Below are 19,797 nucleotides of genomic sequence, written 5' to 3'. Positions count from 1 at the left end.
TTCAGCACTCCTCCCGAAGTCGCTCCAGCAGTGCATTCTTACTGGCCTGAACCTGCTCGTTGGCCACCTCGACCCGGCGACCCTGGGCGTCTTCCTCGTACCAGAACACGCGCTGATCGAACATCGCCAACTGCTCACGCATCTGCGCACAGCGCGCAGCCTGACGCTGGCGTTGCTGCGCGCTCAACTGGCGCTGTTGGGCGCGCTCCTGTTCGCGAACGTCATACAGTCGCTGGCGATTCTCCTCGCTCTCGCGAACATGGTCTTCGCGTTCCACCACCTGTGGCTTTACGTCCACCTGCTCAGCGCCCTGACGCGGCCGCTGATCGAAATGCACCTGCCCCTGCGCGTCTACCCAGCGGTAGATCTGCGCCATGGCGGGCGCGGCCCAGCAGCTAATCAAGAGCAGCAATAACAAAGGTAGCTTCATGACAATTTCCGTCGAATCCCTGACCAGACGGTCAAGCATAGCCGACCGCCATCAGTGTTCCAAGCCCTGCTTTGCCGTGGAAAACCTCAATGCGTCTGTGGCGGCAATGCCAATTCCGGGTCGTAGTGCCCCAGCTGACGCAGGGTTTCCAGCCGGGCGCCTGCACGGTAGGCATATTCATTGTGCGGATAGTTTTCCACCAGATAGCGATAGGTCTGAGCGGCATCCAGATACAGCGCCTGCCGCTCCAGACATTGACCACGCAGCAAGGAAATCTCCGGTTGCAGATAAGGACGCGAGCGGCTAAGGCGCTCGGTTTCCGACAGCTGGCTGATCACTTCAGCGCAGTCGCCACTATCGTAGGCATCGTAGGCCTTGCTCAGATGCTTGCTGTAGGCGGTGGAACCGCAACCGGTTAGCGCAAGAAACAGGGTGAGCACGAGTGAGAGTTGGCTGGTCATGAGATTCTCTGCAAATAAAAGACACTGTTGACAGGGTATCGGCGTCCCACACAGATTCTTCAGCCCGCCCTAACCCTTGACCCAGGTCAGTGACAGTTGCTGTCATGGACACTACCTTTAGTCTTGAAACTGGCATTTCTGTTCGCAAGCGCTTACCGGAGGCACCACCATGAATATCGGCCACCTGCTGGTTGTAATAGACCCAACCACCGAAGACAAGCAGCCCTGTCTCGAGCGGGCTGAAAATCTCTGCCAACACTATCCCCAAGCGCGAGTGACGCTGCTGTTGTGCGACTATGTTGCGGCACTGGATGGCGGCACGCTATTCGCCAGCCATGGCCTGGAAAAGGCTCGCGCCTCGCTGCTGAGCAACCACGAGCAACGTCTCGAGAAACTGGCCGCCCCCCTGCGCGCCAAGGGCCGAACCGTGGCGGTACAGGCGGTCTGGGGCAAGCGCCTGGATCGGCACATCCTGCAAGCAGCAGAGCAATTGCAGCCAGACCTCATTATCAAGACCACCCATCACCACAACGTACTCAAGCGGCTGTTTCTGACCAACACCGACTGGCAACTGATCAGACACTGCGAAACGCCGCTATGGTTGGTCAAGAACGCGCAGCCGATTACCCGCATTTGCGCGGCCGTGGACCCGGTACACGAGGATGACAAGCCGGCCAGTCTGGATATCAAGCTGATCGACAGCGCCGCAATGCTGGCAGAGGGCACAGCAGCCAGCCTGGATATAGCCCACTGTTACAATCCGCTGCCGCGCACCATGGTGCTGGACGCCACGCTGATACCCAACTATCAGGACTACGCCGATGATGTGAAAAAACATCATCAGCAGGCGCTCAGTGAATTGCTCAGTCGCGCCAATGCCCCCCAGGCGCAACAGCAGCTGCTGGAAGGTTTTCCGGAGGAAACCATCCCGCGTCTGGTGGAGCAGCAGGGTATCAACCTGCTAGTGCTGGGTGCGGTGTCGCGCTCACGCCTGGAAAGCGCATTAATTGGCCACACCGCCGAGCGACTGCTGGATGAAGCACCCTGCGACCTGCTGATCATCAAGCCCGACGATTTCAGCGACCCGAGCAAATCCTGACAGCCGACCTCAGCGCGCGGCCGCTAGCGCGGTCGCCGCGCGACTGAGTCTGGTGATCTCGGCCCAATCGGCCGCAGCCACAGCAGCCTTGGGCGTGACCCAACTGCCACCCACCGCCAGCAGATTATCCAGCGCTAGGTACTGGTCGATGTTCTGCTGGCCGATACCGCCGGTGGGGCAGAAGCGCACATCCTTGAACGGGCCAGCAAAGGACCTGAGCAGAGCCGCACCACCCAGAACTTCGGCTGGAAACACCTTGAAGCGACGATAGCCCAACCGATAACCGGCCAGAATTTCGGAGGCAGTCGCTATGCCCGGCAGCAGCGGGATGCGGCTACGCAACCCCAGTTGCAACAATTCCTCGGTGATGCCGGGAGTAACGACAAAATGCGCACCAGCCTGCTCCACCGCCTGAAACTGCGCCGCATTGGTGACGGTACCTGCGCCAATGCGCAACTGGGGTCGCTCACGCCGCAACAGCTCGATGGCAGGCAAACCCAGGGAAGTACGCAGGGTGATTTCCAGCGTGGTGATGCCGCCTGCCGCCAGCGCGTCAGCCAGCGGCAGGACATCGGCTTCGCGTTCAATGCTGATGACCGGCAGCAAGGTCACATCTGCGAACAGGGCATCCAGCGCTTGAGTTTTATCCATGCTCGCTTGTTCCTCCAACTGGCCGTCAATCACCATCAGGCCCATAAACTATTTCCAGCGGGTTACGTAAAAATGCACTGACGGGCCATTGCGGATGTTGGCCGGACAGAGCAGCTGCCAGCACCGCGGCTTTGTCCTCACCGCGTATCTCCAGCAGTTGCGTGCGCGCGGAGTTTAACCCAGCGCCGGTCAGCGTCAACCTTGGCGCGCCTTCAGTTGACTCGGTAGCCATGCACAGGGCCGGCGCCTGCGCACTCAGCAGGTCGGCCAATCCTGGCGCACCGGGGAACAGCGATGCTGTGTGGCCGTTGGTGCCCATGCCCAGCACCAGCACATCCAGCGGCATCAACTCGGCCAACGCCGCGCTGCTGCGTGCGGCGTCTTGCTCGGGGCTCAGCCCGTGGTATAGCGGCGTCCAGACCACTCTGGGCATCACTTCAGGCATGCAGCGCCAGAGCAGGCCGGCATTGCTGTCGGCATGCTCCGGTGGCACCCAGCGCTCATCGGCCAGGGTCACGCACACCCGCTCCCATGCCAGCTCCACGCGGTTCAGCGCCCGCAGAAAGGGCGCCGGACCCCGCCCGCCGGACAGCGCCAGCGTGGCGCGCCCGCGCTCCTGTATGGCTGCCTGCAAAGCCCGGGTAATGCGCTCTACCAACCAATTTGCATGCGCCTCCACGCTGGGGTTACTGCGAAACGGCAACGCCCGCTGCGCTGCCAGTGCCGATAAGCTTTGCATCTATCTATCTCCTTCAGCCAGACTCGCGGTAAATACGCTGCCACCCTCTTCCGCCGGGCTGGCCTCGGCGCGCATGAAGGCGAACAGCTCACGCCCCCAACCTCGCCGGATCGGCTGTTGCTGCACTGCAGGCACGCGGGACTGCCACTCGGCCTCGTCCACCAGCACTTGCAGTTCCCCGCGCTGAGCATCGAGCGAGATCAGATCACCATCGCGCAGATAAGCCAACGCACCACCAGAGGCCGCCTCCGGGCAGAGATGAATGGCCGCAGGCACCTTGCCGGAAGCACCGGACATGCGGCCATCGGTGACCAGCGCCACGTGGTAACCCTTGTCCTGCAGCACGCCCAAATAAGGCAGCAGCTTGTGTAGCTCGGGCATGCCGTTGGCGCGCGGACCCTGAAAGCGCAACACGGCGATGCAATCACAGTCCAACTCGCCGGTCTTGAAGGCGCTGACAAAATCATCCTGATCCTCGAACACCCGACAAGGTGCGCGCACCTGCCAATGCTCCGGCGCCACAGCGGAGACCTTGAGCACACCGCGGCCCAGATTGCCCTGTAGCAGACGCAGGCCTCCGTCAGGCAGAAACGGGGTAGCCAGCGGCCGCAGAATATTCTCGTCCAGGCTGGTCTCGGCACCATCTCGCCATACCAGTTTGCCATCCAGCAGCACCGGCTCTTGGCAATAACGTGCCAGCCCGGGCCCGGCGACTGTCTGCACCTGCTCGTGCAGCAGACCGCCGGCGAGCAACTGACGGAACATCCAGGCGGTGCCGCCAGCCGCCTGGAACTGATTGATATCGGCCTTGCCGCTGGGGTAGATATGCGCCAGCGTGGGTACCACACTGGAGAGGGCTGCCATGTCTTCCCAGCGCAGTTGCAGGCCGGCAGCCTGGCCTATGGCAACCAGATGAATGGTGAGATTGGTCGAGCCACCGGTGGCCAGCAGCATCACCAGCGCATTGATCAGCGCACGCTCGTCCAGAATGTCGGCCAGCCGCACCTCGCCAGCCCGCGCCAGGCGCACTACCTGCTCGCTTGCTTGCGCCGTAAGGGCCTCGCGCAGCGGTGAATCAGGCTGAATGAACGATGCGCCGGGCAGTTGCAAGCCCATGGCCTCAAGCAGCATCTGATTGGTATTGGCGGTGCCATAGAAGGTGCAGGTGCCGGCGCTGTGATAAGAGGCGCTCTCGGCGGCGAGCAGGGCTTCGCGGTCGACCTTGCCTTGGGCAAACAACTCGCGCACCCGGGCCTTCTCACTGTTGGGCAAACCGCTGGGCATGGGGCCGGCCGGTACAAAGATCACCGGCAGATGGCCAAAGCGCAGCGCACCGATCAGTAGCCCAGGCACTATCTTGTCGCAGATACCCAGACACAGGGCACCATCGAACATGTTGTGTGAAAGCGCGATGGCGGTGCCCATGGCGATCACATCACGGCTGACCAGCGACAGCTCCATGCCCGGCTCGCCCTGGGTAACACCATCGCACATGGCCGGAACCCCGCCGGCCACCTGGCCAGTGGCACCAATGCCGCGCAATATCTGGCGTATCTGTTCGGGGTAGCGTTCGTAGGGCTGATGCGCAGAGAGCATGTCGTTATAGGCTGTGACCAGGCCTATGTTGACCTCGTCCATCATGCGTATGCGGCTTTTGTCCTGCGCCGAGCAGGCCGCCATACCGTGGGCCAGATTGCCGCAGGACAACCTGCGGCGCCCGTCCGGCGCCTCCTGCATCTGCACCAGATAAGCCGCACGCGAATGCTTGCTGCGTTCGCGTACTGCAGCAGTTACCGCTTCAACCTGGGGATGCATGCAATCTCCTGTACCAACCAACCTACCCGCGGCAGGCAATTATGTTCTATTGTAGACCCCATTCCCAACTGCCCGCTCACCACACAAGGACCTCCGCATGTCGCTGCGCCGCACCAAGATAGTCGCCACCCTCGGACCTGCCAGCAGCAGCCCGGAAAAGATCGCCGAGCTGATTGCCGCAGGCATGAACGTCGCCCGCCTCAACTTTTCCCACGGCAGCGCAGATGAGCATCGCCGTCGCGCCCGCCTGGTACGTGAAATCGCCGAAGAGAACGGCCAGCACGTAGCTTTGCTGGGCGACCTGCAAGGGCCAAAGATCCGCATCGGCCGCTTCACTGAAGGCCGTATCGAGTTGGAAGTGGGCGACAACTTCCGGCTATCTACGGTACATGATCTGGAACATGGCAACAGCGATATCGTGGGTCTTGACTACCCTGACCTGGTGGCCGACTGCCGCGCCGGCGACGAACTGCTGCTGGACGACGGTCGCGTAGTACTGGCGGTGGAAAGCGTCGGCCGCGATGAAGTACGTTGCCGCGTCACGGTCGGCGGTCCGCTGTCGAACAACAAGGGAATAAATCGCCGCGGCGGTGGCCTTTCAGCGGCGGCACTGACCGACAAGGACCGCAACGATATCAACCTGGCCGCAGAGCTGCAGATGGAATACGTGGCCGTTTCCTTCCCGCGCGATGCTGCCGATATGAACCTGGCGCGCAAGCTGCTGCGCGATGCCGAATCCGAAGCCTGGCTGATTGCCAAAATCGAACGTGCCGAAGCCGTGGCTGATGACGAGGCGCTGGACGGCCTGATCCAGGCCAGCGACGGTGTGATGGTGGCGCGCGGCGATCTGGGTGTGGAGATTGGCGATGCCGAACTGGTGGGCATTCAGAAGCACATCATCAGCCGCGCGCGCAAACAGAACAAGGTGGTGATCACCGCCACGCAGATGATGGAGTCGATGATCTCCAGCCCGATGCCCACCCGGGCAGAAGTCTCCGACGTGGCCAACGCCGCGCTGGATTACACCGACGCTGTCATGCTCTCGGCCGAAACCGCCGCCGGCGATTATCCGGTGGAAGCGGTACGCGCCATGGACCGTGTTTGCCGCGGCGCCGAAAAGCATCCCACCAGCCAGAAATCCGGTCACCGGCTGTATCAGAACTTCGAGCGCTGCGACGAGACGGTCGCGCTGGCGGCCATGTACGCGGGCAACCATTTCCCGGGCGTTACGGCCATCATCAGCCTGACCGAAAGCGGCTTTACGCCGCTGATCATGTCGCGCATCCGCTCGCATCTACCGATCTTCGCGCTCTCACCCAATACCCAGACCCTGGGTCGGGTGGCACTGTATCGTGGCGTCCAGGCCATTCCTTTCAATCCGGCAGACATGCCTTCCAGTGACATCAACCAGCAGGCGGTCAACAAGCTGCTTGAAGGCGGTTATGTGCAGCCGGGCGACTGGGTAATTCTCACCAAGGGCGACGTTTACAATTCGCGCGGCGGCACCAACTCGATGAAGCTGCTGCACGTGGGGGAGTCGCTGGTTTAAGAGCTGGAGGCTGGAGGCTGGAGGCTGGAGGCTGGAGGCTGGAGGCTGGAGGCTGGAATTCAGCGTGCGGCTTTCTGCCGGCTTCGTGTCAACAGCTTCTAGCCGGCTGATGGCTGATTCCCGCTCCTGCCGAGCCAAGGCCATCCAACTGCAATGGGCACCGAACATCGTAGGGTGGACGGTCGCAGTCATCCCTGCGCAGCGTGCAATAAAAAAGGGCCTCGCAAGCGAGGCCCCTTTTCTGCCCGAACGGGCTTACTCCACTTCCACCGCCAGGCTCTCGGCAATCTTCTTCTGCCAGATCGCCGGGCCGGTGATGTGCACCGATTCGCCCTTGGTATCCACTGCGACGGTGACCGGCATGTCTTCGACCTCGAACTCGTAGATGGCTTCCATACCCATCTCCGGGAACGCCAGCACTTCAGCCTTCTTGATTGCCTGGGCAACCAGATAGGCGGCGCCGCCGACAGCCATCAGATACACCGCCTTGTGGTCCTTGATCGCCTCGATGGCAATCGGGCCGCGCTCGGATTTGCCGATCATGCCCAGCAGACCGGTCTGATCCAGGATCTGGCGGGTGAACTTGTCCATGCGCGTGGCGGTTGTCGGACCTGCTGGCCCGACAACCTCTTCACGCACCGGATCAACCGGGCCAACGTAATAGATAAAGCGACCCTTGAGATCCACCGGCAACTGCTCGCCGTTGTTCAGCATTTCGACCATACGCTTGTGCGCGGCATCGCGGCCGGTCAGCATCTTGCCGGACAGCAGCACGGTTTCACCGGTCTTCCATTCCAGCACGTCTTCCGGTGTGAGGGTGTCGAGGTTGACCCGACGTACGCCAGTGCCGACTTCCCAGGTGATGTCGGGGTAGGCTTCCATCGGCGGCGCCTTGAGCTCGGCCGGGCCGCTGCCATCGAGCGTGAAATGCGCGTGACGAGTCGCCGCGCAGTTGGGGATCATGCACACCGGCAGGCTGGCTGCGTGGGTCGGGTAATCCTTGATTTTGACGTCCAGCACCGTGGTGAGACCACCCAGACCCTGGGCGCCAATGCCAAGGGCGTTGACCTTGTCCATGATTTCCAGACGCAGCTCTTCGACGCGGTTCTGCGGGCCGCGCGCGCGCAGCTCGTGGATGTCGATGGAATCCATAAGGGACTCCTTAGCCATCACCGCCGCTTTCTCGGCGGTGCCACCGATGCCAATGCCCAGCATACCCGGCGGGCACCAGCCAGCACCCATGGTCGGGACCGTCTTGAGCACCCAGTCGACGATGGAGTCGGAGGGGTTGAGCATAACCATCTTGGACTTGTTTTCGGAGCCGCCGCCTTTGGCTGCGACGTCGATCTCGACGGTATCGCCCGGTACCATCTGGTAATGGATGACCGCCGGAGTGTTGTCTTTGGTGTTGGTTCGCTTGCCGGCCGGATCGGCCAGAATCGAAGCACGCAGCACGTTTTCCGGCAGGTTATACGCCTGGCGCACGCCCTGGTTGATCATGTCATCGAGGCTCATGGTGGCCCCTTCCCAGCTGACGTTCATGCCAATCTTGACGAACACGGTAACGATGCCGGTGTCCTGACAGATCGGCCGGTGACCGGTGGCGCACATGCGCGAATTGATCAGAATCTGAGCAATGGCGTCCTTGGCCGCTTTCGACTCTTCACGCTCATAGGCTTCATGTACTGCCTGAATGAAATCGACGGGATGGTAGTAGGAAATGTACTGCAGCGCGTCAGCCACGCTCTGGATCAGGTCATCTTGCTTGATAACGGCCATGCTCGGACAGGCTCCTCTCATTAGGCGGCTGACAAGGACTGCGCCCTGTCAGGCCAGGCTCACGGAATCGGACAGGCTTGGGTGATGCGGGGGGTCACCCTGAAAAAATCAGGCGCCAAGTATACCCGAGCTGGCTCAATGGCATAGCGCCAGGCTCTGATTCTCTGACGAAATAACCTGGAGCCAGCACGCATGCAAACACGCCACCGCGGCTATGAACGATTTCAGTACTGCCAAGTGCATCTCGGTCATTCGAGAAGCAGATGAAATAAAATGCTTTTCAAAACAAGGCGCAAACGATAAATTGACGTCATAATGCCATCACAACAAAGGCAGGCCTATCGTGAGCGAATTGCAGGACGCAAACAGCGATAAATTCCAGGCACTCAGGCTCCAGCGTTTCTACCTGGCGCAGATCAACTACCTGATCACCTATGTAGTCATCGGCGTGGCCTGGGCAGCGGGACAGTACGACGCTTCCGCCTGGATGGCGACGACCCACGTGCTGCTTGGGCTTCTCACTCAGACTGTGTTTTGGGTATTGCTCAAGAGCGGACTGAATCTGCGCTTTCGCGAACCCAGCATGACCAACGCCCAGATCGTAGTCGCCATTCTACTTACCACCTATTTGCTGGCCTTTGCGGGCAGTCTGCGCGGTAGCCTGGTAATGGTGTATGCCAACATTCTGACCTTCGGCATCTTCCAGCTGACCCGGCGCGATCTGGTACTGCAGGCCTTGCTCGCCCTCACCTGCTTTGGCGGCCTGATCGCCATCGAGAGTTACCGTGGTCCCAGCGCGCAAAACCTCACTCTGAGTCTGGTGCAATGGTTTATCCTTGCCTGCTTCCTTGGCTGCCTGTCGTTTACCGGTAGCTATATCCGTGAACTGCGCGAACGTCTGCAGCAACGCCATAGCACCTTGCAGGCCCATCAGGAAACGCTGCGCGGGATGATGGGACAGCTGCAGAACCTGGCTACCACCGACAGCCTTACGGGTCTGGCGAATCGGCGTTACTTCATCGATGAAGCACACCGCCGCATGACTCTGATGCGCCCGAATCAACTGCTTGGTGTCGCCCTAATCGACCTGGACCATTTCAAGCGCATCAATGATCTCTATGGCCACTCCGCCGGAGATGAAGTGCTGCAAGGTTTTGCTACCCTGGCCCGGGACAGTCTACGTGACGGTGATCTGGTGGCGCGCTTCGGCGGCGAAGAGTTTGTCATATTGTTGAGCAATGCTGACCTCGGCGCCCTGCATCAATGCATGGAACGCATTCGCGCCAGCTTTGGAAAAATGCAATTTTCCTGCCTGCCGGAGGGCGTACACTGCACCTTGTCGGCCGGCTTGAGCCTGATCCGTCAGGAGGATGACCTCGAAGCCTGTTTGAACAGCGCCGACCAGGCTCTCTATATGGCCAAGAACAGTGGCCGCAATCGCTGCGAGCACCACCAAACCGACCCTGCCTGAGGGCTGTACCGGAAAACACCATGCCCGAGCTGAACGTACACGGCCAAAGGCTGCAGGTAGGCCAGGGCAGCAATCTGCTCGACGCACTGCAGGCCGCCGGCCTGCCGGTTAGCTGGTCCTGCCGGGCGGGTCAGTGCCAGAGTTGCCTGGTCCAGGCCAAGGATCAATCGGTTCCGGAGCAGGCGCAACAGGGCCTTAGCCCGCAGCAGCAAATGGACGGCTGGTTGCTGGCCTGTCAATGTCCGGTAACCGCAGACATGCAGGTGAGCCTGCACGACCCGCTGAGCGATGGCCTGGGCGCCAGCATTGAGACCCTCACCCAACTGCCCGGCTCGATCATGCTGCTGCGTCTGCGTCCCCATCGCCCGCTGCGCTATCGCGCGGGCCAGCACCTTACGCTCTGGTTAACGCCCGAGCTGGGGCGCAGCTACTCACTGGCCAGCCTGCCTGGCGATCCGCTATTGGAGTTTCATATCCAGCTGCAGCCGGAGGGTGCCTTTTCCTCGCGCTTGCAGCGAGCGCAGATCGGCGAGCAGCTGTATCTGGGTAACCCCTGCGGAAACCTGTGCTATGACCCGGCCTGGCATGACCGGCCCTTGCTGTTACTCGCCAGCGGCACCGGTCTGGCGCCACTGCAGGCGGTCGCGCGGGACGCGCTGAGACAGCAGCACAGCGCAACCATAGTGCTTTGGCACTGGAGCGCTGACGGCCAGGCCAGCTACCTTCAACCAGAGCTTGAAAAGCTGGCGGCAACCGCCCCACAACTTCAACTCAGGCTGCATCAGCAAGGGCAGATGCATAGTGATCTGCGCAACCTGCGCCCACCCTCGCGCACTACCCAGGCCCTGCTCTGCGGCAGCGCCCGCTTCGTGGACCAGCTGCGTCGTCCGCTGTTTATGGCCGGCCTCGCCGGCCGTCAGATACTCGATGAGGCCTTTCTCAGTCGCGGGCTCTGAACAGCCCCGCCCACCCGGATTCCAGCACAGCGAAAACGCAATGACTCTCGGCCCCACCCGCCCCAGATCCAATCGCGCCACCTTATAAGCCCCTATTCGGCGCGGGCCAGGTTGCTGGGGTAGCGAAATAATTCATGCGACCATGCTCCCAATGGCAACACCCCCTCTTCCACCAGAATAATTGGAGCTACCGTGAGCGAGCACCTGCTGATCGAGCAAAGCGCCGGCATACTGACGCTGACCATGAACCGTCCCGACAAGAAGAACGCCCTGACCCAGAATATGTACGGCGCCATGGCTGACGCTATCAGCGCAGCGCAGGACGACAGCGCAGTGCGCGCCATCGTCATTCAGGGCAGTACCAGCTGTTTTACCAGTGGCAACGATGTGGGTGACTTCATCAACTCGCCGCGCAGTGGCACCGACAGCCCCGTCTACCGGTTTCTGCGCGCCATCTGCAACGCGGAAAAACCATTGATCGCGGCGGTGAACGGTCCGGCGGTAGGCATTGGTACTACCATGCTGCTGCACTGTGATCTGGTCTATGTGGCGGACAACGCGCGACTGAAGATGCCCTTCGTCAACCTCGGCCTGTGCCCGGAGGCCGGCTCCAGCTTTCTGCTGCCGCGCCTGCTGGGCCACCTGCGCGCCGCCGAACTGCTATTGCTCGGAGAGGAAGTATCCGGCCAACGCGCTACCGAGATTGGCCTGGCCAATCAAGCGCTACCCACCGGTGAAGCCGTACTGCAGGCTGCCCGACAGGCCGCCGTCCGGCTGACCGAACAACCCCCGGGCTCACTGAAACTGACCAAGCAACTGATCAAGGAAGGCGTGACGCAGGTCGCCGAGCAGACAATGGACGCCGAAGGGGCGCATTTTACCAAGCTACTGGCAGGCCCCGAAGCACGCGAAGCGCTGACGGCCTTCATGGAGAAACGCAAAGCGGTCTTCGCCAACCACTGAAATCGCGCTGCGGCCCCGCATGCGTGCGGGGCCTTACTAGCGCGGAATACCAAAGATTCGCATCACCCAGCGGTTGACCTGCCCCCACAAGCGGATCTTTAAACGGTGAGACAGGGGCATTTCGCGCCAACCCTGCAGCGTCCACTCGTGACTGTCGGCAAAGTCGTCCTCAAAGCTCTGGGTAACGGCCCTGGTCAGCCCGGCATCAACCGCCTGCTGATTGGCCTCCAGATTCCAGTGCAGGGTCCAGTGGTCAAAATTGCATGATCCCAGCGAGACCCAGTCATCCACCATGGCGGTTTTCAGATGGGTAAAGCGTGGCTGGAATTCATAGATGCGCACCCCTGCCTTGAGCAGCCGCTTGTAGTAGCGCTGCCCCGCATACAGTACGGCCAGATGATCGATGCTGGTACCGCAAAGCAGCAGGCGCACGTCCACACCGCGGCGAGCTGCGCGCATCAGCGCACGGCGGATGCGCCACGAGGGAAGAAAATAGGGGGTTGCCAGCCAGGCTCGTTCCTTGCTGTGCGCCAGCGCCGCCAGTAGCGAGGCGACGACCTCCTTCTGCTCACGGGCACCTATATAGGACACCCGCCCGTGCCCGCTGCCTTGATGCGGCAGGCGCGGTATCTTGACGCGGCGCACTGGCGAGAAGCCGCGGCGCTGAAACTTGCCTACCCGGCCCCATTCGACCTCAAACAGATCCAACCAGTCGGCAACGACTGGTCCCCGCACTTCCAGCATCTGCTCGTGCCAACGGGGGCATTGACCATCTTCCTCGGTCAGACAGAAATTATCGGTAAACCCGGTACCACCAACGAACACGATCTGTCGGTCCACCACAATCAACTTGCGGTGGTCGCGGTGAAAAAGACGCCGCCCGTGGTACCAGCGCGCGGGATTGTAGATACGCAGCTCCACCCCGCCCTCGGCAAGCCGGTCGCGGTCCCCCTGGGTGAGCTTTTCACTGCCGATGGCATCGAACATGAAGCGCACCTTGACGCCTCGCGCCACCGCTTGCAGCAGGGCATCAATGACCTGCTCGCAGGTGGTCCCCGAGCTGACCAAGTACATTTCTATATCGATACTGCTCTGAGCCTGGTCAAAGGCTTCGAGCAACCGTGGAAAGTAGCGATGTCCATCGACTCGTAGTTCGAACGTATTGTCCTGGTGCCACTCATACACGCGTGACGACATAATTCTCCTTGCAACGCTGATGGCTCAAGGAATGCGGTAGTCGTCCTGGGTAAGCAGGTCCATGCCGCATTCCAGCTGGCTGATCCAGTCCAGAAAGGCATTGATCATAGCAGGCCCCGCGAAGGACCGGCCATGCTGCGGCACCAGCATCGCTGGCGCCAGTTGACGCACCATGTTGGCCCAGAGGCGGCAAGCCTTGTTGCCCGCCATGTAGCGCCGATGAAAGCCTTCCATGCTGGATTTGTGAGTAGCAAAGTCGGTTACAGGTTCCGCATCGTCCACCATTGAGGCTCCCATGTCGCCGGAAAACAGTATTCCGCTGATCGGGTCGAAGAACTGCAGGTTGCCTACCGAATGCAGAAAGTGGGCCGGCAATATCTTGATAAACGACTTGCCCAGGGCGATATCCGCACCACGGTCCGGGATCGCGATCATGCGCTCGGTAGTCGACATGCCCAATTGACGGTTGAGATAACCCGCACTCAGATGCGGCAGAAAGCGCGCCCAAAGCTTGGAGCAGACGACCTGACAACGGGTATGCAGCAACCACTTGTCGAGCGAGGCAATGATGTCCGGATCCTGATGCGAGGCAAAAACGTAGGTCAACTCGGTCAAGGGAATGTATCGGCTGACCGCCAGCGACAGCGGCATATAGGTGAGGTCGCCACCGGGATCCAGTAGCGCATGCTGGTCGTGATCGATAATCAGAAACTGGTTGGACTGCACGCCGTCGCCGGTCACCAGCTGGTCAAAGCACAGTACCTTGTGCGGCCCGTTATCAAACAACACTCTTGCCACGACCATCTGTCACTCTCCGTTGGTTTGTCTGGAGCCTTCTTATAAAGCAGGCGCGGCACACATCCACTGACCTGTATCAAGATGTATGCGGTCACAGGAACGTAACCAAGCCTTCACAATCCTGACACCCCGGCGCCATAGGCTCAGCTTGTACATCAAATAACAGATGCCCGGATGGAGGTGTCCATGTCACAAGCAGCGCTCGCCCTCGAAGAATCCAACAGCCGCCACCTGCTGGTTGAGCTGGCTACCGACGCACACAGCCTCAGAGCCGCCCAGGCGCTGAGATACCAGGTATTTGCCGAAGAGTGCGGTGCGGTGTTGCACAGCACCGAGCAGGGCCTGGACCAGGATCACTACGACCTGCATTGCGAACATCTGGTGGTACGCGATCAGAACAACGGTCGAGTGGTAGCAACCACCCGTATTCTCGACAGCCGTCGGGCACCCCTGGCTGGCGGCTTCTATAGCGAGAGTGAATTTCAGCTGGTGGGCCTGGCTGCGCTGCGCGGCGATATCATGGAAATTGGCCGCACCTGCGTGCACGCCGACTACCGCAATGGCGCGACCATCTCGGTACTCTGGTCCGGTCTGGCACAACTGATGAACGAGCGGCACTACAGCTATCTGATGGGCTGCGCCAGCATCGACATGAGCGATGGCGGCCTGCAGGCCCATGCCATTATGCAGCGGCTGCGCGGTCGTTATCTCAGCCGTGAGTATCTCAACGCCATTCCGCGTCTGCCGATCCCCGAGCGCGATCTGCCAACCAACCTTACCGCGCAATTGCCACCGCTGCTCAAGGCCTACATGCGTCTGGGCGCCAAGGTGTGCGGCGAGCCCTGCTGGGATCCCGAGTTCAACTGTGCCGACGTGTTTATTCTGCTGCGTCGCGAACAGCTGTGCCCGCGCTACGCTCGCCATTTCAAGGCGGGTTGAGCATGATCCTGCGCAAGGGTTTGCGGCTGCTCGGCGTGGTTGGCTGGATTCTCTGCGGACTGGTGCTGGCCACCTGGGTGGCCGTGCTGCAACCTCTGAAACCGGCGTTCCTCGATGGCCAGCGCCAGCGCCTGACCTGCTGGTGGCTGCGCAACCTGATCCGTCTGCTGCCGCTACGCCTGCATCTGCACGGCCGGCCGACCGGCAGAACCGCGCTCTGGGTGAGCAATCATGTGTCCTGGCTGGATATCGCTGTGCTCGGCGCCCAGGCGCCACTGCACTTTCTGTCCAAGGCCGAAGTGCGCCATTGGCCGGTTATTGGTTGGCTGGCAGCGGCGGCCGGGACCTGCTTCATTCAGCGCGGGCAGTCGGCGTCGCAATCATTGCAGCAGCAACTGATCGAAGTGCTGAAGCAGGATCGCAGCCTGCTGATCTTTGCTGAAGGCACCACCACCAATGGCGAGCAGGTGCGCACTTTCCATGGCCGCCTGCTGAGCAGCGCCATCGAGGCAGAGGTACCGCTGCAGCCAGTGGCGGTGGCCTACCGTTTGCACAATGAGGTGGATGAGGTGGCGCCTTTCATCAATGATGACGAGTTTTCCCGGCACCTGCTGCGCCTACTGGGCGCTGAGACGATAGACGTACATGTGCACTTTCTGCCGCTGATCGACAGCGCCACGGGTAACCGCAACCAGTTGGCACGCCAAGCCCAATCAGCTGTGAGTCAGGCGCTTGGCCTGGCTGATGGCAGCAAAAGGTCCGGCGAGCCCGCATTCAAGCGAGCCGCCTGATCTGACGCAAAGCGCTGCACATCAGGCATGAAGCCGAGAAAGTCAGCTTCAAAGCTCAGATAGTCTGCTTCCAGCTCGGTAACCGCGCCGGGCAAGCTGTTGTCCCGGCGCAGCCGCCTTGCCATATTGTCCAACGCGCGATGCAGATGCGGCAGCTGCGCGTAACTGCCCAGCCAGTCGTTCTCGCTCATATGCCGGATAACCGGCCAGGCATTGGCCGGAATCAACTCCGGATGTTGCAGCAGGTAGCGATATGACTGTTGGCTGAACTCGGCCAGCGGCAGATCGGCAAACTGCTCCCAGTGCCTGGCCAGCAGGTGGTCGTAGAACATATCCACCATGATACCGGCAAACCGCCGACGCGCCGGGCTGATGCGCGCCTTGCTCTGCAACACCAGCGGATGGCTATCGGTAAAGACGTCGATCCGGCGGTGCAGCCAGATACCACCACGCACCTCTTCAGGCAAGGCGATCTGCTGCACCGGGCCTTTGACGAAATCCCCCAGCAGACTGCCCAGCGCCTGTTGCGGACTCTGCGAACCCATCAACAGATGGGCGAGAAAGTTCATCAGTTGCCCTGCAACTGCGCGTGCAGATTGGCCACCTGGTTCTGTAGGGTGCTGATACTGCGATTGGTCTGCAGCCTGAAACTGTCAATCGCATCCAGCGCCTGCTCGGTAGCGGCCGCCCGCCTGTCCAGCTCGGTGCGCATGATCAACAGGCTCTGCTCTACATCCCCGCTGCCCTTCTCCTGCAGAGCCTGCAAGGCCTGCTTCTGGCTGGCCAACTGAGTTGACTGCGCCGTCAGCTGTTGTTCCAGTTGCTCTAGCGTTGCGAGCTGGCCTTTGAGTTCGGTCAGTTGCGTGCTGGCGGCCTGGCTTTGCTCGACCAGCGCAGCCATGCGCTCAGCCTGCTGTGCAAGACGCTGCTCGGCACTGGCTGAAGCGGCCGTGAGCGTCGCCAGCTCTGCCTGCTGTGCTTGCAAACGCTGGCCCAGATCCGCGCTACCGGCGCTGGCGCTGCTCAGGCTCTGCTCATGTTGGCCCAGGCGCCCACCGTGTTCGCCCAAGGTTTTCTGCAACTGAGCCAATTGCGCTTCCAGCTTGGCAACACGTGCGTTACGCGCCTGCTCAGCCTCGCTGAGGCTGGACTCGGTCGCGCTGACCTTGCCGGTAATATCCTGGATGCGGCCGGAGGCCTCTTCGCTGATCCGCGCGAAACTGGTCTGGGTGGCGACCAGCTGCTGTTTGAGCATGCTTTGTTGCTGATAGGTCCAGTAACCCAGCGCCAGCAGCGCCAGCGTAAGCGCTGCGCACAGTGCCCACAGCGGACCCGTGCCGCGCGCGGGCGGCGCGCTCGGCGGGTCGGCGCGCAGACCCGCCGTGGCGCCACCACGCCGCGGCTGTGACGCCACAGGGTCAAAGCCTTCATCACGAGAAGCTCGCAGACTTGGCAAATCATCACCTAACTCACGCTCTTTCATTTTTCCCCCAAAAGATTGCTTATCAGCCAAAAGCCCGCGCCAGAGCGGTGCAAGCATGCACCATCGCATGGCGAGTCACCTCGGCGCACACCTGTTCACCATGCTTTCTACCGCCGCCAACCCGCAAGTATCCGGCGCTTTGGCGTATTGGTACACATTCTGCTTGCAGTTGATTGACTTGGCTACCGCACCTTGCGCAGCCAATGTTCTTATCGGGGGATAACAGCATGATTGCAGACGCGCAGTTCAACCGAGCGACCCTTGACTGCATGACCGCATTGCGCCGTCAGCTCAAACGCTCCCTGGGAGTGACGGTACGTCTGGGGGATCCCGATGCGGTGGAAAGCATGATAGGTCTCAGCCGCAGCTGTGCCGAAGCTGACATTCAGCAGTTGGGCAATCGCCTCGCAGAGATGCTGGCACCCACGCCGGAGGCGGAAGAAAGCATGGTCGCGCAGGGCGCCATCGCGGCACGTCAGTACCAGCCCGAACGCAAACGCGCCGTGCCGGAACAGCCAGTTTCTGCGGCACCCAGTGGCAGCGTTCGAATCTATCGCGGCCAGGTTATACGCTGACGCTGCCCGTTCGGCGCCCGGAGTGCTGATAATTGTGCGCTGTCGCTCAGCGAAGAACTGAAGGCGCTGGCACAAGCCCGGCGCAGACATTACTCTGAACCATTCCGGCTTCGAGGAGTGAGAGTATGTCTGAATGGATGATCTACGGCGCCAACGGCTACACTGGCGAACTGTTGGCCAGAGCGGCTGCGGCCCGGCGCCTGAAACCGGTTCTGGCCGGTCGCAACCAACACGCAGTAAGCGCCCTGGCCAATGAGCTCGGCCTGCAGGCGCGCAGCTTCAGCCTCGATCATGCCCAGGCTGCTCGCGATGGCTTGCAGGATATGCACTGCGTGGTGCACTGCGCGGGCCCATTCTCGGCCACCAGTCAACCCATGATCGACGCCTGCCTGCATAATCATTGCCATTATCTGGATATCACTGGCGAGATCGACGTATTTGTCGCCGCGCAGAGTCGCCACAACGATGCCGCCGAAGCCAATGTGGTGATCTGCTCCGGCGTCGGTTTTGATGTAATCCCCACCGATTGCATCGCCGCCCGCTTGAAGGAAGCCTTGCCGGACGCCGACCGCCTGGCGCTGGGTTTTGATTCACGTAGCAGCTTTTCCCCCGGCACGGCCAAGACCTCGGTGGAAGGTCTGAAATACGGCGGGCGCATTCGCAAGGGCGACAAGATCAAGACCGTTCCACTGGCCTACCAGAGCCGGGACATAGACTTCGGCAATGGCACCAAGCACGCCGTGACCATCCCCTGGGGCGATGTAGCTACCGCCTGGTTCTCTACCGGCATTGATGACATTGAGGTGTTCATCCCGATGGCGCCCAGCGCCGCTACCCGCCTTCGCCGTCTCGACCGGCTGCGTCCGCTGCTGGGCTTGCCGCCGATCCAGGCGCTGCTGAAGTATCTGGTTGGCCGTCGCATCCTTGGCCCCGACAGCACCCAGCGGCAAAATGCCCGTACCTTTGTCTGGGGCGAAGCGCAGAACCGGGTGGGCAAAAAGGTCACCGCACGTATACAGACGGCCAACGGCTACGATGTCACGGTTGAGGGCGCGCTCTTTGCGGTCGAGTTTCTGCAGCAGAACGAACCCGCGCCAGGCTACTACACCCCTTCCCGCCTGCTCGGCGCCGATTGCATCGAGAAACTGCCCGGCTCCGGTGAAATGCATCTGGAATAATCAGCTCAGCAGGGCTGGCGCGCGCCGCGCCAGCTCATTGGTCAGTCCCTCAAGCAAGTGTCCGCCGTGACGCCAATAATGCCAGTATAGAGCCACTTCCTGCGGCCGCCCTGGCACCAACTCGCAAAGCTCACCGCTGCGCAACTGTTCGGCCACTTGCATGGCCGGCACCATGCCCCAGCCAATACCCGCGCTGAGCAGGCGCACGAACCCCTCGGATGAAGGGCAGAGATGGTATTCAAACTCGCCCGGCAGCCCCAGCGCCTGCATAAAGCGATGCTGCAACTGATCGTCAGGGCCGAAGACAACCGCCGGTATTCGCGGCAACCTCGCAACTTCCACTCCCGCCGGAAAATGCCGAACAATGAACTCGCGACTGGCCACCGCCAGATAGGGCATCTGACCCAGCAACAGACTGCGCGCTCCGGCGACGGGCTGCTCGGTGGCGCAGACGCAGGCAGCCACTTCTCCGTTGCGCATGCGCCGCAGGCCTACGTCCTGATCTTCAACTTGCAGGTCGAGCAACACCCGTTCGGCGCAACACCAGCCACTGACCGCTTGCGCCCACCAGGTGGCCAGGCTGTCGGCGTTCAACGCTACCCGCAACCGGCTCATCCCCGCCTGCGTGTCGATCTCAGGCAAATCGGTGCGCAAATCCCGCTCCAGGAGGCGCACCTGTTGCACATGATTGAGCAACCGCTGGCCGGCTGCCGTTGCCTGCGGCGGTGACATGCGCACCAGCACTGGCGAGCCCAGCCGCGACTCCAGCAACTTGATGCGCTGTGAAATCGCAGACTGCGACAGGCCCAGACTAGCAGCCGCGCGTTCAAAGCCGCCCTGCTCAACCACCGCAGCCAGAGCGGCGAGCAATTTATAATCGAGCATCATCAAAATCCCTAATGTGACATCAGCATTATTGTCTT

General features: G+C 61.2%; 20 protein-coding genes. 9 read left to right on the top strand and 11 right to left on the bottom strand.

Annotated features, from left to right (window positions below):
• Position 1: 1 nt before the first annotated feature.
• Both V7756_RS12720 and V7756_RS12715 read right to left on the bottom strand, forming a co-directional pair.
• Entirely contained in the window at positions 2-430 is a 429-nt protein-coding gene (locus tag V7756_RS12720) for a DUF4124 domain-containing protein (protein ID WP_335610558.1), read from the bottom strand.
• 86 nt (positions 431-516) lie between these two features.
• A complete protein-coding gene (locus V7756_RS12715) occupies positions 517-891 on the bottom strand; it encodes a tetratricopeptide repeat protein (protein WP_335610557.1) in 375 nt (124 codons plus the stop codon).
• Between the two features lie 169 nt (positions 892-1,060).
• On the opposite strand from V7756_RS12715, the gene V7756_RS12710 reads away from it, so the two are divergent.
• Complete coding sequence (locus tag V7756_RS12710; RefSeq protein WP_335610556.1) at positions 1,061-1,990, top strand: universal stress protein; 930 nt, start codon at positions 1,061-1,063, stop codon at positions 1,988-1,990.
• A gap of 9 nt (positions 1,991-1,999) precedes the next feature.
• Here V7756_RS12710 and eda read toward each other — a convergent pair whose 3' ends face one another.
• Genes eda through edd form a run of 3 tightly spaced genes read right to left on the bottom strand, consistent with a single transcriptional unit; the run spans position 2,000 to position 5,195 of the window.
• Entirely contained in the window at positions 2,000-2,641 is a 642-nt protein-coding gene (eda, locus tag V7756_RS12705) for a bifunctional 4-hydroxy-2-oxoglutarate aldolase/2-dehydro-3-deoxy-phosphogluconate aldolase (RefSeq protein ID WP_335610555.1), read from the bottom strand.
• Positions 2,642-2,666: 25 nt separating this feature from the next.
• Entirely contained in the window at positions 2,667-3,380 is a 714-nt protein-coding gene (gene pgl / locus V7756_RS12700) for a 6-phosphogluconolactonase (protein WP_335610554.1), read from the bottom strand.
• On the bottom strand, positions 3,381-5,195 hold the full coding sequence (gene edd, locus V7756_RS12695; protein WP_335610553.1) for a phosphogluconate dehydratase: 1,815 nt from the start codon (positions 5,193-5,195) through the stop codon (positions 3,381-3,383). It lies immediately after the preceding gene.
• 97 nt (positions 5,196-5,292) lie between these two features.
• Here edd and pyk point away from each other — a divergent pair, with 97 nt between their 5' ends.
• Complete coding sequence (gene pyk, locus V7756_RS12690; protein WP_335610552.1) at positions 5,293-6,744, top strand: pyruvate kinase; 1,452 nt, start codon at positions 5,293-5,295, stop codon at positions 6,742-6,744.
• A gap of 255 nt (positions 6,745-6,999) precedes the next feature.
• On the opposite strand, the gene V7756_RS12685 is transcribed toward pyk, so the two are convergent.
• Positions 7,000-8,523, bottom strand: a complete 1,524-nt coding sequence (locus tag V7756_RS12685; RefSeq protein ID WP_335610551.1) for a fumarate hydratase — start codon at positions 8,521-8,523, stop codon at positions 7,000-7,002.
• 343 nt (positions 8,524-8,866) lie between these two features.
• Here V7756_RS12685 and V7756_RS12680 point away from each other — a divergent pair, with 343 nt between their 5' ends.
• The 3 genes from V7756_RS12680 to V7756_RS12670 all read left to right on the top strand — a co-directional run bounded on the left by V7756_RS12680 (position 8,867) and on the right by V7756_RS12670 (position 11,913).
• Entirely contained in the window at positions 8,867-9,994 is a 1,128-nt protein-coding gene (locus V7756_RS12680) for a GGDEF domain-containing protein (RefSeq protein ID WP_335610550.1), read from the top strand.
• A 20-nt stretch (positions 9,995-10,014) separates the two neighbouring features.
• Positions 10,015-10,950 carry a 2Fe-2S iron-sulfur cluster-binding protein gene (locus V7756_RS12675; RefSeq protein WP_335610549.1) on the top strand — a complete coding sequence of 312 codons (936 nt, stop codon included), beginning with the start codon at positions 10,015-10,017 and terminating at the stop codon, positions 10,948-10,950.
• 192 nt (positions 10,951-11,142) lie between these two features.
• A complete protein-coding gene (locus V7756_RS12670) occupies positions 11,143-11,913 on the top strand; it encodes an enoyl-CoA hydratase (RefSeq protein ID WP_335610548.1) in 771 nt (256 codons plus the stop codon).
• 36 nt (positions 11,914-11,949) lie between these two features.
• Here the strand turns inward: V7756_RS12670 and V7756_RS12665 are convergent, their stop codons facing one another.
• Positions 11,950-13,110 (bottom strand): phospholipase D-like domain-containing protein, encoded by a 1,161-nt coding sequence (locus V7756_RS12665; protein WP_335610547.1) that lies wholly within the window; start codon positions 13,108-13,110, stop codon positions 11,950-11,952.
• Between the two features lie 24 nt (positions 13,111-13,134).
• On the bottom strand, positions 13,135-13,914 hold the full coding sequence (locus V7756_RS12660) for an MBL fold metallo-hydrolase (RefSeq protein ID WP_335610546.1): 780 nt from the start codon (positions 13,912-13,914) through the stop codon (positions 13,135-13,137).
• A 180-nt stretch (positions 13,915-14,094) separates the two neighbouring features.
• Between V7756_RS12660 and V7756_RS12655 the strand changes: the two genes are divergently transcribed.
• Together V7756_RS12655 and V7756_RS12650 are read left to right on the top strand one after the other, a co-directional pair.
• Positions 14,095-14,847, top strand: a complete 753-nt coding sequence (locus tag V7756_RS12655) for a GNAT family N-acetyltransferase (RefSeq protein ID WP_335610545.1) — start codon at positions 14,095-14,097, stop codon at positions 14,845-14,847.
• Positions 14,848-14,849: 2 nt separating this feature from the next.
• The gene (locus V7756_RS12650) at positions 14,850-15,638 is read left to right on the top strand and encodes a lysophospholipid acyltransferase family protein (RefSeq protein ID WP_335610544.1); all 789 of its coding nucleotides are present in this window, start codon (positions 14,850-14,852) and stop codon (positions 15,636-15,638) included.
• Here the strand turns inward: V7756_RS12650 and V7756_RS12645 are convergent.
• Positions 15,572-16,207 (bottom strand): acyl carrier protein phosphodiesterase, encoded by a 636-nt coding sequence (locus V7756_RS12645; protein WP_335610543.1) that lies wholly within the window; start codon positions 16,205-16,207, stop codon positions 15,572-15,574. The genes V7756_RS12650 and V7756_RS12645 overlap by 67 nt on opposite strands.
• On the bottom strand, positions 16,207-17,052 hold the full coding sequence (locus tag V7756_RS12640) for an ATPase (RefSeq protein WP_335610542.1): 846 nt from the start codon (positions 17,050-17,052) through the stop codon (positions 16,207-16,209). Before V7756_RS12640 ends, V7756_RS12645 begins: the two co-directional genes overlap by 1 nt.
• A 296-nt stretch (positions 17,053-17,348) precedes the next feature.
• On the opposite strand from V7756_RS12640, the gene V7756_RS12635 reads away from it, so the two are divergent.
• Positions 17,349-17,696, top strand: coding sequence for a hypothetical protein (locus tag V7756_RS12635; RefSeq protein WP_335610541.1), 348 nt, complete (start codon positions 17,349-17,351; stop codon positions 17,694-17,696).
• 125 nt (positions 17,697-17,821) lie between these two features.
• Positions 17,822-18,874, top strand: a complete 1,053-nt coding sequence (locus V7756_RS12630) for a saccharopine dehydrogenase family protein (RefSeq protein WP_335610540.1) — start codon at positions 17,822-17,824, stop codon at positions 18,872-18,874.
• Here the strand turns inward: V7756_RS12630 and V7756_RS12625 are convergent, their stop codons facing one another.
• Entirely contained in the window at positions 18,875-19,759 is an 885-nt protein-coding gene (locus V7756_RS12625) for a LysR family transcriptional regulator ArgP (protein ID WP_335610539.1), read from the bottom strand. It lies immediately after the preceding gene.
• Positions 19,760-19,797: the final 38 nt, after the last annotated feature.

The sequence above is a fragment of the Halopseudomonas sp. genome, assembly GCF_036961105.1.
Lineage (GTDB): Bacteria > Pseudomonadota > Gammaproteobacteria > Pseudomonadales > Pseudomonadaceae > Halopseudomonas.
Note: the sequence above shows the minus strand (reverse complement) of the source record. Positions and strands in the feature narration are given on the sequence as shown.